The sequence below is a fragment of the Desulfosediminicola flagellatus genome (assembly GCF_005116655.2).
Classification (GTDB): domain Bacteria; phylum Desulfobacterota; class Desulfobulbia; order Desulfobulbales; family Desulfocapsaceae; genus Desulfopila; species Desulfopila flagellata.
Genome location: NZ_CP050698.1, coordinates 4035838 through 4049744, shown reverse-complemented (window position 1 = coordinate 4049744; position 13907 = coordinate 4035838). Strand labels below are relative to the sequence as shown.

Annotated in this window: 10 protein-coding genes; 2 read left to right on the top strand and 8 right to left on the bottom strand. The window is 43.5% G+C overall.

The window, feature by feature from the left end; genetic code table 11:
• Window positions 1-8: 8 nt before the first annotated feature.
• Together FCL46_RS16710 and FCL46_RS16705 are read right to left on the bottom strand one after the other, a co-directional pair.
• Complete coding sequence (locus FCL46_RS16710; protein WP_136809865.1) at window positions 9-2054, bottom strand: ATP-binding protein; 2046 nt, start codon at window positions 2052-2054, stop codon at window positions 9-11.
• Window positions 2051-3268 carry an ABC transporter substrate-binding protein gene (locus FCL46_RS16705; protein WP_167506033.1) on the bottom strand — a complete coding sequence of 406 codons (1218 nt, stop codon included), beginning with the start codon at window positions 3266-3268 and terminating at the stop codon, window positions 2051-2053. Before FCL46_RS16705 ends, FCL46_RS16710 begins: the two co-directional genes overlap by 4 nt.
• A 645-nt stretch (window positions 3269-3913) precedes the next feature.
• On the opposite strand from FCL46_RS16705, the gene FCL46_RS16700 reads away from it, so the two are divergent.
• Together FCL46_RS16700 and FCL46_RS16695 are read left to right on the top strand one after the other, a co-directional pair.
• The gene (locus tag FCL46_RS16700; RefSeq protein WP_136809863.1) at window positions 3914-4279 is read left to right on the top strand and encodes a hypothetical protein; all 366 of its coding nucleotides are present in this window, start codon (window positions 3914-3916) and stop codon (window positions 4277-4279) included.
• Window positions 4280-4857: 578 nt separating this feature from the next.
• Window positions 4858-6291, top strand: coding sequence for a diadenylate cyclase (locus FCL46_RS16695; RefSeq protein WP_136809862.1), 1434 nt, complete (start codon window positions 4858-4860; stop codon window positions 6289-6291).
• A 189-nt stretch (window positions 6292-6480) separates the two neighbouring features.
• Here FCL46_RS16695 and FCL46_RS16690 read toward each other — a convergent pair whose 3' ends face one another.
• From FCL46_RS16690 to FCL46_RS16665, 6 genes are all read right to left on the bottom strand, one after another.
• Window positions 6481-7029: a porin family protein gene (locus FCL46_RS16690; protein ID WP_136809861.1), complete on the bottom strand. Its 549-nt coding sequence runs from the start codon at window positions 7027-7029 to the stop codon at window positions 6481-6483.
• Between the two features lie 205 nt (window positions 7030-7234).
• Window positions 7235-8365, bottom strand: a complete 1131-nt coding sequence (locus FCL46_RS16685; protein WP_136809860.1) for a YeeE/YedE thiosulfate transporter family protein — start codon at window positions 8363-8365, stop codon at window positions 7235-7237.
• A complete protein-coding gene (locus tag FCL46_RS16680; RefSeq protein WP_136809859.1) occupies window positions 8358-8873 on the bottom strand; it encodes a YeeE/YedE thiosulfate transporter family protein in 516 nt (171 codons plus the stop codon). The genes FCL46_RS16685 and FCL46_RS16680 overlap by 8 nt, the downstream gene beginning before the upstream one ends.
• Window positions 8874-8875: 2 nt before the next feature.
• Window positions 8876-10888 carry a rhodanese-like domain-containing protein gene (locus FCL46_RS16675; RefSeq protein ID WP_136809858.1) on the bottom strand — a complete coding sequence of 671 codons (2013 nt, stop codon included), beginning with the start codon at window positions 10886-10888 and terminating at the stop codon, window positions 8876-8878.
• 765 nt (window positions 10889-11653) lie between these two features.
• Complete coding sequence (gene corA / locus FCL46_RS16670) at window positions 11654-12718, bottom strand: magnesium/cobalt transporter CorA (protein ID WP_136809857.1); 1065 nt, start codon at window positions 12716-12718, stop codon at window positions 11654-11656.
• A 102-nt stretch (window positions 12719-12820) separates the two neighbouring features.
• Window positions 12821-13798: a hypothetical protein gene (locus tag FCL46_RS16665; protein WP_136809856.1), complete on the bottom strand. Its 978-nt coding sequence runs from the start codon at window positions 13796-13798 to the stop codon at window positions 12821-12823.
• Between the last annotated feature and the right edge of the window lie 109 nt (window positions 13799-13907).

Sequence of the window (13907 nt, the reverse complement as noted above, 5' to 3'; positions counted from 1 at the left end):
ACAAACAGTTAGGAGTCTGTCTCGAGTGGTAACGAGATGAAGAATGTAGTTCCCCTCCCTGGTTGTGACTCAAAATATATATTTCCGCCATGTTTGATCTGTATGATCTGGTAGGAAATAGCTAAGCCCTGGCCCGTTCCTTTATGCACTTCTTTGGTGGTAAAGAATGGATCAAATATCTTACCCTCTAATTCAGATGGAATACCACATCCGTTATCTTGCACTGAGATATGCACATCGTGCTCTGATAAATATGTTTTTATCGTAATTAATCCCTTTTGGTTATCGCTGTCACCGCGGCTGTATTTGTCAGTAATAGCATGCACGCTATTGATGACAAGATTCAACAGCACTTGTTTAAGTTCACCAATAAAGCATGGGACTGGCGGAAGCGACTCATCGAGATCGAGATTGAGTTCAGCAACATATTTCCATTCATTTTTTGATATAATTGCAGTGGATCTGACGGCCTGGTTGATATCTTCGGCTGTTTTGACATTTTCAGTTCCCATGTAGGAAAAATCTTTCATTGCTGCAACAATTCCACTGACGTGTTGAACTCCATCAATGGTCTGTTGCAGGGCCGCAGGCAGTTCTTCCGCAAGAAAATCAAATTCAGTATCAGCAAGGATTTTATCACTCGTATTTTTGAGAGTCTCAACCATTACGTCCTGAGTCACGTTCTCTATCAGTGTTCTGTACTGTGCAACGATTGCGCACAGATCAGTGAAAGCCTCCCTGGTAAAACGTATATTATCTCCGATGAACTGAATTGGAGTATTTATTTCGTGGGCTATCCCTGCAGCAAGAGTACCAATAGATTCAAGTTTTTGCGCTCGATGGAGGTCACGTTCCAGCTGAATCTTTTCCTCCGCGTCTTTTTTTCTATCAGAGATATCAATACACGAGATAACAACTTGCAATATATTGGAATAACGGTCAAAAATAGGAAATGCATGCACTTCAACTGACTGTGGTTGATCGTGTTTGTCAGTATACGTGTACTCTTCCATAATTGTGGCTTTGGTCTCCTGAACTTTCTTGAGGATACTTGTCAGCCGATTCGGAACGTTTGGGTTTATGTTTGTGTCAGGCTGCGTGTGTGTATCCATCCATGCCAACGGCCAATACCCCTTTAAGGCCTGGGCGGCACTATTCATGATTGCCACGCTGCCGTCCAGATTAATGACATAAAGAGGATAAGCGATTGCAGATAGGACCGAATTGAGTTGTTCAGTTTGCTCTGCTAGAATTCTGTTACTTTCTGCCAGGTTACTGGTACGCTCCCGGATCAGGGTTTCGAGGTTAATATTCTGTTGTTCGAGCTTATGGTGAGCGGCTTGGATATTTGTACGCATTTTCTCAAATGCCTGTCCCAGTCTGCCTATTTCATCGTGAGATGAGACCTGTACCTCGACATCAAATTCTCCGTTACTCAATCGAATGGCATTTTCCTCAAGACGTGTCAGCGATGCTGTGATCACGGCGCTGGTTGCAAAGACCAGTGCTAAACTGATCAGTGCCAGAATCCCTGCTATTATCAAGGTAAGGGATGACGCTTTTTGCAAAGGAGATGCAAATTCGCTAATAAAACTGTAGCGAATCCCTACGTGTAGAGATCCGACCTGAAGGATTCCCTCTCTGATAGGTACGGTGATGTCATAGACTGATAAATGAGCTGTTGCTATCTTGGTTATACGATAGTGTTCGTCCTGCTCAAAATGACAGGGTAATACATGTATTTCTTTTGGCATTTCTGACAGAAATGTGTGTGCGACGAAATGTTCATTGAGGTCAGATACCGCAAGATATGCGATCTTTTCTGATCTAAGGTTTTTTTCATGAAAAAGTATAGCTGTGATCTGATCGATATCCTTTTCAATGAGCATACGATATATGGAGTGAGCCAGACTCCTGCCAAGAATTACTTCTGCAGATTCGAGTCGTTTGATCTGAACCTGGTGAACCGTGCGGCTGATCAGAAGATAGTTCGCAGCAGTTGTCAGTAGGAGCAATAAGGATATGAGGATGGTGATTTTATATTTAAGTTTCATTTCAGGGTCTTCTCTTTGGGGTCAAACATCTCAAAGCGATCGTACTGAGATAGGTATGAATAGTAAATCCCCTTAATCCCCTGATGGTCTGTTTCAGTAAAACTCAGCATCTTGCCAATGCCTATATCGAAATCGTGTAATTGCTCAAGGGTCGTGAGCAGTTTAGAGCGTGTAAGATTCCGGCCAGCTTGCTGTAAAGCATACGTGAGTACTTTAGCATTGAGAAAACCTTCCAGAGCTACATAATTTGGAGGGTCTTCCGGAAAGTATCTGGCACTGATTTGCAGGTATTCTATTACGCTCTTTATATGAGCAGAAAGCGGTGACGGAACGACCTGAGTTATCATGATTTTCTCATTCTGCGTATGGCTTACTCGATGCACTACATTAATTTCATGTGCAAAATCAGCAGATCCAACAAATGATACGGTACCAAAGTGAGGATATACATTACGTTGGTGGGTTTGTTTGATAAATGACGCAAGAGGGCCGGAAGTTCCTACAAGCATAATGACGTCCAGCTCTGCCTGGTGGATATAGTCCAGACTCTCCTTTAGATCCAGGGATCCACGAGGGTAGGTATCTGTGACGACTGGTTGCAACCCTCTTTTCTGAAGTGCTTTCTGTATTCCGATAAGAACTGACAGACCAAATTCATCATCCTGATAAAGGACACCTATTCGCTTCAGCTCCAGGATATCAACATAATAGGATATTGCACCTTCGGCTTCAGCATTATAGGAATCACGTAGATGAAAGAGGTAACTGCTGAAGGGTTGGCGTAAACTTTCGGCTCCGGTGAGGAACCCAAAGGCGGGTATCTTTGCGCTTTCGATAATTTTCCGAACTGCAAGAGACGTGGGGGTGCCGACATAATTAAACAATGCAAAAACGTTGTCTGTATAGATCAGTTGCTGGGTATTGGTGACCGTCCTTATGGGCTCGTACTGATCATCATATGCGATTATGTGTATTTTTCTATCCCATATGCCCCCATCTTCATTCACAGCAAAAAAATACGCCTGTGCTCCATGTAAATATTGGGTCCCCAGAAATCCTGCATGGCCGCTTTGAGCCAGAGAGGTACCCAGAAGGATACCTGTACCACTTATGCCGTTGGTATCGTTTTCTTGTTCAGTCTCTGACGGTCTGTTGCAGCCGATCATGAGCTGGATCAAAAAAACACAGTATACGATTTTAGGCAGTAGGTGCATTGTACTTTTCTCTTTCGGGGCAGGAGATATGCATCGCATCCATCGTATAATATTATTGCACTTACAACTCATGTTTACCAGAAAGCTGGTGAATTTCCTTTGACGTCAGCGTTGAGTAATCTCATAGGTTATTAATAACCTGAAGAGTAAAGATTTGAAGGATACCTCAAAGATTTCGGTACTATAATTATTTGACTGGCAGTGGATATTTTTTAAAATGTCTCGATTTTGACCAGAATTCTTATTTTTGGACATCCTCTCAGGAGTCTATCAGGTTGCACATTTTTTATCTTAAATCAAAGCATGCATGGTCAACATGATAGGTGCTTTGTGTGATAAAAATTATCAGTATCACTTGTGCTTAAAAAAATTGTGCTCATTGTGTAGGTAACTGTTTACGCAACGATTAACTGAGAGGCTGTACTGAAACTCACTATTTTCAATGGGGGGGGGGGGAGATAGCAATTTTTATAATCGCTACGGCTCATTTTGTTTTGTCTGATTTCTAGATGATTGCATCGGTTGTCAATGATGAGACGTGTTGTGGTGAGCTGCTATATTGTTGTTAAAGTGCGCAGATTTGAGCGTGTATTCTAATTTTTTCGCTAAAATGGGCCGTTTGAAATAGCGAATAATAGGGGATTTATGAGTAAAACTTCGATGAGTTTGTTTGCTGGAATAGCTATGGTTGCACTTACAAGTTGTGCGAGTGCACCTCCGAATACTGCTGATGTAATGAGATCACATGCTCAGAATGTACAAACTGAGGCAGATGTGAAGAATAAACTTGCCAATGACTGGGAACGGGGGGCGGAATTGGTAAAGACTGGTGAGGGACGAATTCAAAAAGGCAAAAAGCAAATTAAGACTGCAGAAAAAAATCTCAAAGAAGGCCGCGCACAAGTAGAGCGAGGGAACAAAGAGGTTGCTGAAGGTAAAAAACTCATTCGTAATAGTGAGATGCAGTTCAAAAACAGTTATCCAAATGTAAAGCTGGATAATGACTATTAATTAACATCGTTTTGTAGTGCTCTCCAGCGGTCGGTTTATGCCTGCCGCTGGAGTTTTTTGTCTCCATCTGCAGTTAGTACATGTCCTGAGTACGAATTTCTTTTAAAATCGAACACGACTTATTGAAGGTGTTTTTTGGTCGTGTGTAATTTGTTAGGATCGAGCCCTGATAATAACTGATTCCTTTGTGCTATGTATTGAAATTTAATTTATTGCTCAATTCGATGAATGGATACAATTGAAACATTTCTATGTCTCTTGAGACTGACCACACCTTGCTGAGGTTATTGTAATTCGGGCAACAGGCTACCTCGTTTTTTAAATTCTTCCATAAATTCTCATAAGGTGGTTATCTACTGTTTCCTGATGCTGTTTCATCCATTTGCTGGTCGAATATCGGCTGGATCTGTTGCAGCGTATTCGGGTATATCATACTGAATGCTAGGTGTGGAAAGCTTATCCAATGATAGCGATGCCTTTTGTATTATTATATAGGGACGTGAAGTTAGCACGGTCTTAAAAACTGTTTCACCCTCTCCGGGAGGTTGTTAACAGAGCAATGACAGGAAATAGCCGATATGAAATCTATTCAATTGTACACAGATATTTTTTTAAGCTGGCAGACACTTTTGGATATTGCATTGATTACCGCAGGTCTCTTCTTTCTGTATCATACATTCTTGAGGCTGGGGACCTGGAAAATCATAGTAGGTATGCTGGCAGCTTTTGTCTTGTTCATTATAGCCAGTCTGTTAAATCTTGAAGGCATAGAATGGATCTATAAAAATGTCAGCCATGTAGCCCTACTGGCGCTCATTGTCATCTTTCAGCCGGAACTACGCAAAATATTTGAGAAAGTTGTTTCTATTACCGTTTCCAGGAAAAAAAGTCAGGCCAGTCAGACAACTACGATTATCGCTGACAGTTTGTGGATGCTTGCACAGCAGAAGCGCGGAGCAATACTTGTTTTTCCCGGTAAGGAGCATATCCAGGATAAGATTTCAGGTGGCTACACGCTTAATGCTTCAGCCAGCATGCCGCTTATCATGAGTATTTTCGATCCTAACTCCCCTGGACACGATGGCGCAGTCATAATTATAGATAATCTGCTTGCCAGTTTCGGAGTTCGGTTACCTATGTCGAAAAGCAACAGGCTATCCGAAGAATTTGGTACACGACACCATGCAGCAATGGGTATGGCAGAAGAGTCAGACGCTTTAGTACTTCTTGTTTCAGAAGAGAGGGGCTGGGTCTCTGCATTTGTCAATGGAAAGATGACCCGACTGAATTCGCCTGATGATATAATATTGGTAATTGAGAAGCATTTCTCAAAATCCGGTATCCTTGATTTTGCAAGAAACACTACTTTTAATCGCAGAACAATATTGCAGGCCTCCTGCTGTCTGCTCATGGCGATAGTCTTTTGGTCGACACTTATACTCGGCCAGAAACAAATGGTTGAGCGAACCCTGAAAATACCGATAGAATACACTTCTCATGCGGAAGGTCTTGTGCTTATCGGCAACAGGGTCAATGAACTTGTTGTCCACGTCATGGGGCCGAAATCTGCCTTAACCGATTTTGTTTTATCAGAACCAAACGCTCAGGTAAATCTTTCTAAAATGTCTGAAGGCAGTCATACGCTGTTGATTACCAATGAGAATGTAAAACACCCCAAAAACATTACAGTTCTAGATATTACCCCTGCGGAGGTGGAGTTGAATTTATCGGCAATCGTACAGAAGACTGTACCGATTGTCCCCCAGCTTATAGGGCAACTGCCGGAAGGACTGAAAATTAAAAAAATTCAGATTTCACCACCAGATCTACAAATCTTTTCTCCACCGGTACGTGCGGATAATAAAGCGTTGACCGTTTCTACAACGCCTATATATCTTGGATCCATCCATTCGGACAGCAGGATACTGTGTAAAATCATAGCTCCTCCTTCCTTCCAGCCTGTAGATAAACGCTGGCCGGATGTGGAAGTGTTGATTTCACTTGAGCAATGATCAATGGGAAAGAATACTAACAAGCTATATTGTATATTCACCTGACTCTCTTATTACCTTTAAGAGAGTATCAGAGATGCGCTTCTTTTAAATCCGTTGAAGCAGTGATTAGGAGAGGGGATTTCTAGGCCCGGGAAGCAGTGTCTGCTTCCCGGGAAAACGTGATACGTTGGAATCTGTTTTTGTAACTTAAAAAATAAATCCAAGACCCAAAGATACTACATGGTTACCATCGCTTCTGGTGTCTTTAATATCATCAATTGTGAGATCGTCGAAAAACCATTCATAGCGATATTTGAAAAGTATAAATGTCTTGTCATTGATAAATGATTTGAAACCGAGCTGAGGCCCAATGGTTCCGGTTGCATCATCCTCATTGTAACTGGCACCAATAAATGCACCAAGAAAGGGCTGGAAAGCATTATCGGTAGAGAGCCCGGTGAAATAGTAGTTGATGAATGGAATTGTTGAGGCAACCCATTGATCATCAGCATCATCAATAAAGCTGTAACCTAATGATTGTAAAATTCCGACCTCCCAGTTTTCAGTGAGATAATAGCCATATCCTATATCAACGTTGAGAGTTCCGCTGTCGGCACCATCTGCGTGGAAAAAGCCTCCACTGAATTGAAGTGACTGGTCGCCTTTGCTCTGGGCTGCGTTTACGTTAGTCGATAATCCGGCTAGGAGAACTGAAAGACCAATTACACATGCTGCAAAGCGATATTTCTTAATCATTTACCTTCCTCCTGTGGAAGTGACTGCTTATGAGATGAGGCCTCAGGCAATCGTTGTTAAGGTTAACCTGTCTACCATGTTATCGAGTCAGGCATGCTACAATTGCTTGTGTAATTGTAGGTCGTTCAGTGTAACCTGGCAAACAATAAGTGCATCGCATGCGTTTTTTATGGTAGACAATTCATTAACCAGAGCGTTTAGTGACTCAAATATCAGAAGCGTAGTATGCTCTCCATGTATTTATTGATTCACGCTCTTCGGGAGTGCAGTAATATGGACGGAGAGATATAGGTTTGAGACATCTTTCCCGAAAACCTTCCAGTCCATCTGTGAGAATATAAACAGATGAATATCCTGATCTGGCGAGAGAATCCCTGGCTTGGGCGGCATGGGTCATACCATTTGAATACAGGACGATAACATGGTCACTCTTATAGGGGTCCAACTCTTCTGCCAGGTTCTGTAGTTCAATATTGCGGGCCTTACGAATATGAAAGGTATTGAACTCAGCAGGCGGGCGCAGATCCACGAGTATCAGGGATGTATCTTCTGCCATGATTCTGTCCGCAAGCTCTTCAGGCTCAATATGATCTTTTGCCTCGGCAATCATGGCGAGCAATTGCTTTTCAGAGTCAGGAAGACCACTTGCTGTGCGCTGTTGCTCGATATCTTCAGGAAGGGCTATGAGGATGATTGCCAGGGCAACGAGTGTGCTGCTGAACCCAAGAATGAATGTGTTTGTGATCCCTGAAGGTTTTCCGAATTGGTTTTCAAGATATTCACACAGAGCAAAGCACGACACTCCAATAATTATAAGGATGGTAGTAAACGCGCTTGCGGAGATACCAAGCGTGTCATAGATGTACAACACGCCCTGATTACCAGCATTACTCAGTGGTTTAATAAGGAAATAGAGTTCATTATAGAATACACTGCCGAGGATGCCTCCGACGAGGAAAAGAGCAGCATCCGCCTTGCCGCATGCCATGCCTGCTGCGGCTGTACCGGGACACCACCCGCCAATAACGAAACCTGCACCGAATAACAGTCCTCCGATTATCTGAGCACCGTAAATAGTAGGAAGATGATATATATTCTGTTGACTGACAACTCCTGCCTTTGCGAGAAATGCCAGACCGAGCATGCAGGTAACGACGGCTGTGAGCATAACTTTTATAACCGTCATGTCCCGAAAATAAAAAACTCCAGCAAGCTTACGGCTGCTTGAAAAGCCTGCGCGCTCAAGTATACCACCAAAGCAGAGGCCAAGGACAAGAGACAATACAAAACCGAGAGGTGAGTTGAGAGTATCCTGCAGAAACAGTGTATTAATCATGCCATTGTCTCCTTACCAGGTATGCAGTTGCATAACCTCCGATAAACACACACGCCAGAAAGAAATAACTGCCAGTGGCAAATTGTGCGGCTCCGGTCAATGCCTGGCCGGAAGTGCAGCCTCCAGCAAGTCGGCTTGCGAAACCAACGAGAATTCCACCCGCAACGGCAAGGCCAATACGCCCTGAAACCGAAAATGATTTTCCTTTCTCAAGGGTTGGCTCGATGCGTCCAGAGAGTAGTGCAGAGAAGAACGCTCCTATAACTATCCCGGCAAACATATACACCAGATAATATTGCATCGGATTCTTACCGTAGGCACCGAAATATTCCCCTGCAAGGGTATGTTGCTCAGCAAGGAAAAGTTCTGCGGTCGCGCCGACTCTGGCGAGAAAGGCAGAAGCGCCAAGTCCTACGCCAAGAAGGAGAAATGAGGCAAGCAGTAGTATACCAAGCAGGAAGCCTGCAAGATATGGGTTCATATACGGAGTATGTTGTGATGTTTCCATAATCAGCATCCTGCACTTTTTCTAGTCGGAGGTTGTGGCTGCTGCACCGGTGCTGCTGGTTTGGGCGCCTGTGAAGGAACGGTTTTCATTGCTGGTTTGGCGCTCGGTACGTTTCCGGGAATAGGCTGTGTTGCAGCGTGAGAACCTGAGGCTAAATTCCAGTATGCTTCAAGTCCACCATAGAGTGCTTTGATGGGGCGCTGGGTTTTCTGGGAAAGAATCCCCGCCAAAGCCATAGCCAGGGTACCGTCCCGGTCAACAACAATCAGGGGGCCGGCACCGGTGAGGAATGCAGGGTTGTTTATGAGGTCGGCGACATGTACATTTGTTGAGCCGGGAAGGTTGAAATCTGAGAAGCTTTCAGGAGGGCGAATATCCACAAGATCATAGGTGTTGGGTAGATCAATTATTAATCGCTGCAGTTCGCTTCCGCAGATACGTTCAGGAAGAGGTACTATTTTTCGGGGGGCATTTGCCACTACTGCTTGTGTCTGTGAACCGTAAACCGGGTAGCCTGCATGGATCCACGCTTCAGAGCCACCATCCAGACTCGTTACCTTTGAAAACCCATTTCTCTCAAAGATTCCTATGGCCATGGTGGAGCGGTATGCAGAGTTGCAGACTGCGACAATTGCATTGTCGTGATCGAGTTTTGCCGAAAGCTCCGCAAGTTTGTTAAGTGGAAGATTGAGTACGGTACCTATGCGAAGCCCCATCCATTCGTTCGGCAAACGGACATCAACAATTATAGGTTCAGTACCTGCCTGCATTGCAGAATAAAGATTTTCAGGGGATATGAGTTCATTATGAAGTTGCGGCAGTCCTGCCTTTTGCCAATCACTGTACAGGATATGTTTTCCTGTATACCCAACCCGATGAAGGCGCTGAAATGCTTCGATGAGATCATTTTCCTCACCACATAACACAAGATGAGAATCCCATGGGATCATTATACCCGTCCAGGTTTCAAAGCGACCTCTGATAGCTATATTGATAGAATTGGGGATATGCCCTTGTGCGAAAGATTTGGCATCCCTGATGTCGACTACAATGTACTTGTCGATATCGGTAAACGATACGTCAGGCAGTAATTTTTCGGGTAGACTGAGTTGCTGGTCGATAAGCTCAGGCCCCTGCATATTCATGGCTGCATTATGGGCAAAATACTGGGGCGGCTCAGAGAGTTCAGAGAGTACTGCGGTGATAAATTCTGATCGTGAGCTATGTTGGAGGTACGGGTTGGATGTTCGTTCTTCGCCTATGGTAGTAAATGGCGCATCGCGAAGATGGGCACCACACAGGGACCCTGCACCGTGGGCGGGAAATACTTTAACTGCATCGGGAAGCTTGGATATTTTTTGATGCCAGGTATCAAACAGCGCACCGGCCAGGGCTGCCGACGTCGTGCCTTTAACTAAATCCGGGCGACCGACACTGCCTACAAACAGGTAGTCTCCGGAGAGCATAAGTTCCGGTTCCTGTTTATCAGGGCTGTAGACCAGAGCACTCGATCCGTCGATTACGTGACCGGGTGTATCACGTATTACCAGCCTGGCTTTACCGATTTTCAGTTCGGCACCGTCGTCGACCGGACTGATTGTATATTGCGCATTGCTTTTACTGCTTTGGTAGATGGGGCACCCGGTTGCTTTTACAAGCTCCATGTGTCCGGCAACAAAATCAGCATGTGAATGGCTGAGAAACACACCTACTATTTTCAAATTTCTTGATTGAGCCGTATCGAGGTAAAACTGCACATCTCTGCCAGGGTCAACGATGAGAGCCTGTCCTTCACTTTCAAGAATATACGAATAATGAGAGAGCACACCGAGAGTGGCCTGGATCAGCTTGAATCCTTCGAAATCATAAATGTTTACGATGTCGTAAATTGCAGCTTTATCAGCATGTGTTGCTGATTCTGTGTCTTTTAGAGTTGCAGCAGGAGATTGCACTGTCCATATAACCACGCTAAAGAACGCAACTACCAGAGGATGAAGAAACGTTTTGAGTCTCATTGCAATCTCCAAAATTGTTGAATTATGATTGTTGCTAACGCAAGGTGTTGTAATTAAGAGATAAGTAAAGCTCGATAAGCGCGACAACACTCTCCCTATTGATTAAACGGAAATATGGAAAGATAGTTACAAAATGATTTATTTCGGCGTGTTAAATAGCATGATACTTTTCTCTGTGTCTGTTTAGAACTGAAAGACCAATAATGCATGATGCACGACGATATTTCTTAATAATGTACCTTCCCGTTTGGAAGTTGCTGTTGCTGAGTTGAAGGCCCAGGTAATTGTTGTTGAGGTCAGTCAACCTGTCATGTCGTCTGGTTCGGAAGGACACAGTTTTCTATAGGATTATAGGCCGCACAAAAAAGCCTGACAAGCAGTAAGTGTTGTTTGTGGTGTGGTTTCTGACGTAAATATCAGGTGCATTATGCTCTCCCTGTATTAATTCATGGGGGGAAGAAGTATCGGGTTGAGACGTTTTTCCCAAAAATCTTTCTGTCCCTCTAAGGAAATGCAGATTGATGAATACCCGACGTGGTGCGTGAGTGCCCTGTTTGCAAGGTATGGGGTATACTGTTGGAGCACAGGAAGATAATATGACCATTTGTATACGGTTGTAATCCTAATGTAAGGCTCTGAGAATTAGAGAGAAGGTAGCGAAAAAATGAAAGTCTATTCCGCTACCTGGTTGATGAATAATTTTGGAATGTTGTCAGGATTTCAGCTAAAGGATGTCAGCATTTAGTATGACCGGGAAGTACTGATTTACAACCATCCCTTTCGCCTGAAAAAGCGGAGCATTATTCCTGCCACAGTGAGCATGATTCCCCAGAAGACGAAGTAACTGTATTTAAAGTGGAGTTCCGGCAAATACTCAAAATTGGTACCATATATTCCGGCGATAAATGTAAGAGGAATGAATATTGCCGCGAATATGGTCAATATCTTCATTATTTCGTTGAGTTTGTTGCTGGTTGAGGTGTTGTAGATATTCAGATGGTCGGAGAGCATTTCCCGATACGAGTCAATCACCTCTGTTGCCTGGGTTGATAGGCCGAGAAGATCTTTCCAGAAAGGAAGAGTGTTTTCTTGGATGAGGTCGGAATCATTTTTGGTGATTTGCACGATCAATTCCCGGGCAGGGCGTATTGATTTACGCAAAAAATTCATTTCACGTTTGTAGCGGGTTATACGGTTCAGCACTTCCTGATCAGGATTTTCCAAAACTGTAACTTCCAGATCTTCAATTCTGCTACCAATACCTTCTATGGCAATCATGTAATTATCAACAATGACATCAAGAAGGGCGTACGCAAGGTAATCAGGACCGCTTTTTCTGATTCGCCCCTTATGCCTGCGAATCCTCTCTCTGACAGGATGAAAGAGATCGACAGGTTTTTCGTGGAAAGAAATGAGGAAATTTTTGCCAAAAACTATGGAGAGCTGATCAGATCGTATGACTTCTGTTTCTTCATCGAACAGTAAGAGTTTCAATACCAGATAGAGTGTGTCTTCATACTCTTCAAATTTTGGGCGCTGACCTGTATTGGCTATATCTTCAAGAGCCAGTGTATGAATCCCGAAATTTCTACCTATTTCCTTGATAACACTCAGGTCATGCAATCCATAAACACTTATCCATGTTACGGTTTCAGTATTTATAAAGCGGGAGCAATCAGCAGGACTGTCAGCTTCGAATTCTTCGAGTGTTTCAGAATCAAAATCCATTACTCGAATAACCGAGTTTTCGATCTTCTGTTTCCCTATAAAAACAATGTCATCTGGTGCTTTTCCTGCATTTTTCTCTGAGCTTTTTAGATAACGTGACATGTGAACTCCACGAATTTAAGATTAAATTGCCGTTACAATTTTTTTTAAACACATATCTGCAAACGGAGATATAACGATTATATCGTATAATATCAGTGGAGTTTATTTTTTATTTGGTTTCGGGTAACAGATTAATGTTGCATTCCGCTGCCCTTCATCTGCCAGCGAGCATTGAGCCAGGGTTATAACATTCGCCTTTTCTGCAGATGATTCCGTGATAACATTTTTCCAGTCAAGCCGGAGTGACTTTACGTGAACATTCATCATGTTTTCTGGATGTCTGAGGAGCTCTATGAGGCAGTTCAGCCAATCTTCCGGAGTTTCATAGCCTTTGCGTTCCTGAGATAGTTCATCCTTTGTCTCTTTGAGCATTTTTTCGACTTTAAGCAGTTTTTCAGGATCACTCGGGGTGACATGCCCAAAAAAAGTCTTGGCATGATTGTCGCCTGAAAAGATATTTGACATGGCCTGTAGTCGTTTGAGATGTTCATGCAACTCACCGATATCTGTTCTTTTGGCAGCAATCTCGCTTGAGATAGATTCAAGAATCATCTCAAAACAAAAATGTGTCAGTTGCTCTCGTGAAGACTCGAGTGATGTGGCAAGGCTTACAAGCTTATGGTCGGAAAAGGTTACTGATTGCATTTGAGCATCTTGAATGAGTACATCGCCCTGAAGTTTTGGTCCGAAAACGGTTGTTTCCCGCTTACTCATGGTGAGGAGAGCAAACATCTCATGCTCTGCAGACTCGGGTGAAATGAGTGTGCTATCCTGTTTTTCGATTAATTCTTTTAGGCTGACAGGTGATCCAATGAAGGCGGCATGAATAAGTGGGTCTGCATCGTAATCAGAGGGGTTCAGATAGATAGGGCCGGGAATTGATGCAACCATAGATTCCGAATGTTGCAAACAGACCTCAATCGGTTCAAGGAGTTGACTTCGATATCCGCTTGCGAGCCGTATTTTCGGATCAACAGTCTCAACCACATGCTCAACTAACTTCTTTTCCAACTGGCGCTCATTGTACCAGGTCTTAATCCATGAAAGGGGCGATAGTGACCAATCTGATGATGTACTCATTTGGGGCTCCCAGAAAAAGGTGATCATTTACGACAGAAAACAGTCTGATAATTCTCCAGAATACGTAGCCAGTCTGAATGCATTATATCAGCAGGTTAATTGACGGAGC

What these genes read in the sequence shown, in the direction of transcription:
- FCL46_RS16710 (WP_136809865.1), bottom strand. Translation starts at nt 2,054, where the DNA reads ATGAAACTTAAATATAAAATCACCATCCTCATATCCTTATTGCTCCTA.
- FCL46_RS16705 (WP_167506033.1), bottom strand. Translation starts at nt 3,268, where the DNA reads ATGCACCTACTGCCTAAAATCGTATACTGTGTTTTTTTGATCCAGCTC.
- FCL46_RS16700 (WP_136809863.1), top strand. Translation starts at nt 3,914, where the DNA reads ATGAGTAAAACTTCGATGAGTTTGTTTGCTGGAATAGCTATGGTTGCA.
- FCL46_RS16695 (WP_136809862.1), top strand. Translation starts at nt 4,858, where the DNA reads ATGAAATCTATTCAATTGTACACAGATATTTTTTTAAGCTGGCAGACA.
- FCL46_RS16690 (WP_136809861.1), bottom strand. Translation starts at nt 7,029, where the DNA reads ATGATTAAGAAATATCGCTTTGCAGCATGTGTAATTGGTCTTTCAGTT.
- FCL46_RS16685 (WP_136809860.1), bottom strand. Translation starts at nt 8,365, where the DNA reads ATGATTAATACACTGTTTCTGCAGGATACTCTCAACTCACCTCTCGGT.
- FCL46_RS16680 (WP_136809859.1), bottom strand. Translation starts at nt 8,873, where the DNA reads ATGGAAACATCACAACATACTCCGTATATGAACCCATATCTTGCAGGC.
- FCL46_RS16675 (WP_136809858.1), bottom strand. Translation starts at nt 10,888, where the DNA reads ATGAGACTCAAAACGTTTCTTCATCCTCTGGTAGTTGCGTTCTTTAGC.
- corA (WP_136809857.1), bottom strand. Translation starts at nt 12,718, where the DNA reads ATGTCACGTTATCTAAAAAGCTCAGAGAAAAATGCAGGAAAAGCACCA.
- FCL46_RS16665 (WP_136809856.1), bottom strand. Translation starts at nt 13,798, where the DNA reads ATGAGTACATCATCAGATTGGTCACTATCGCCCCTTTCATGGATTAAG.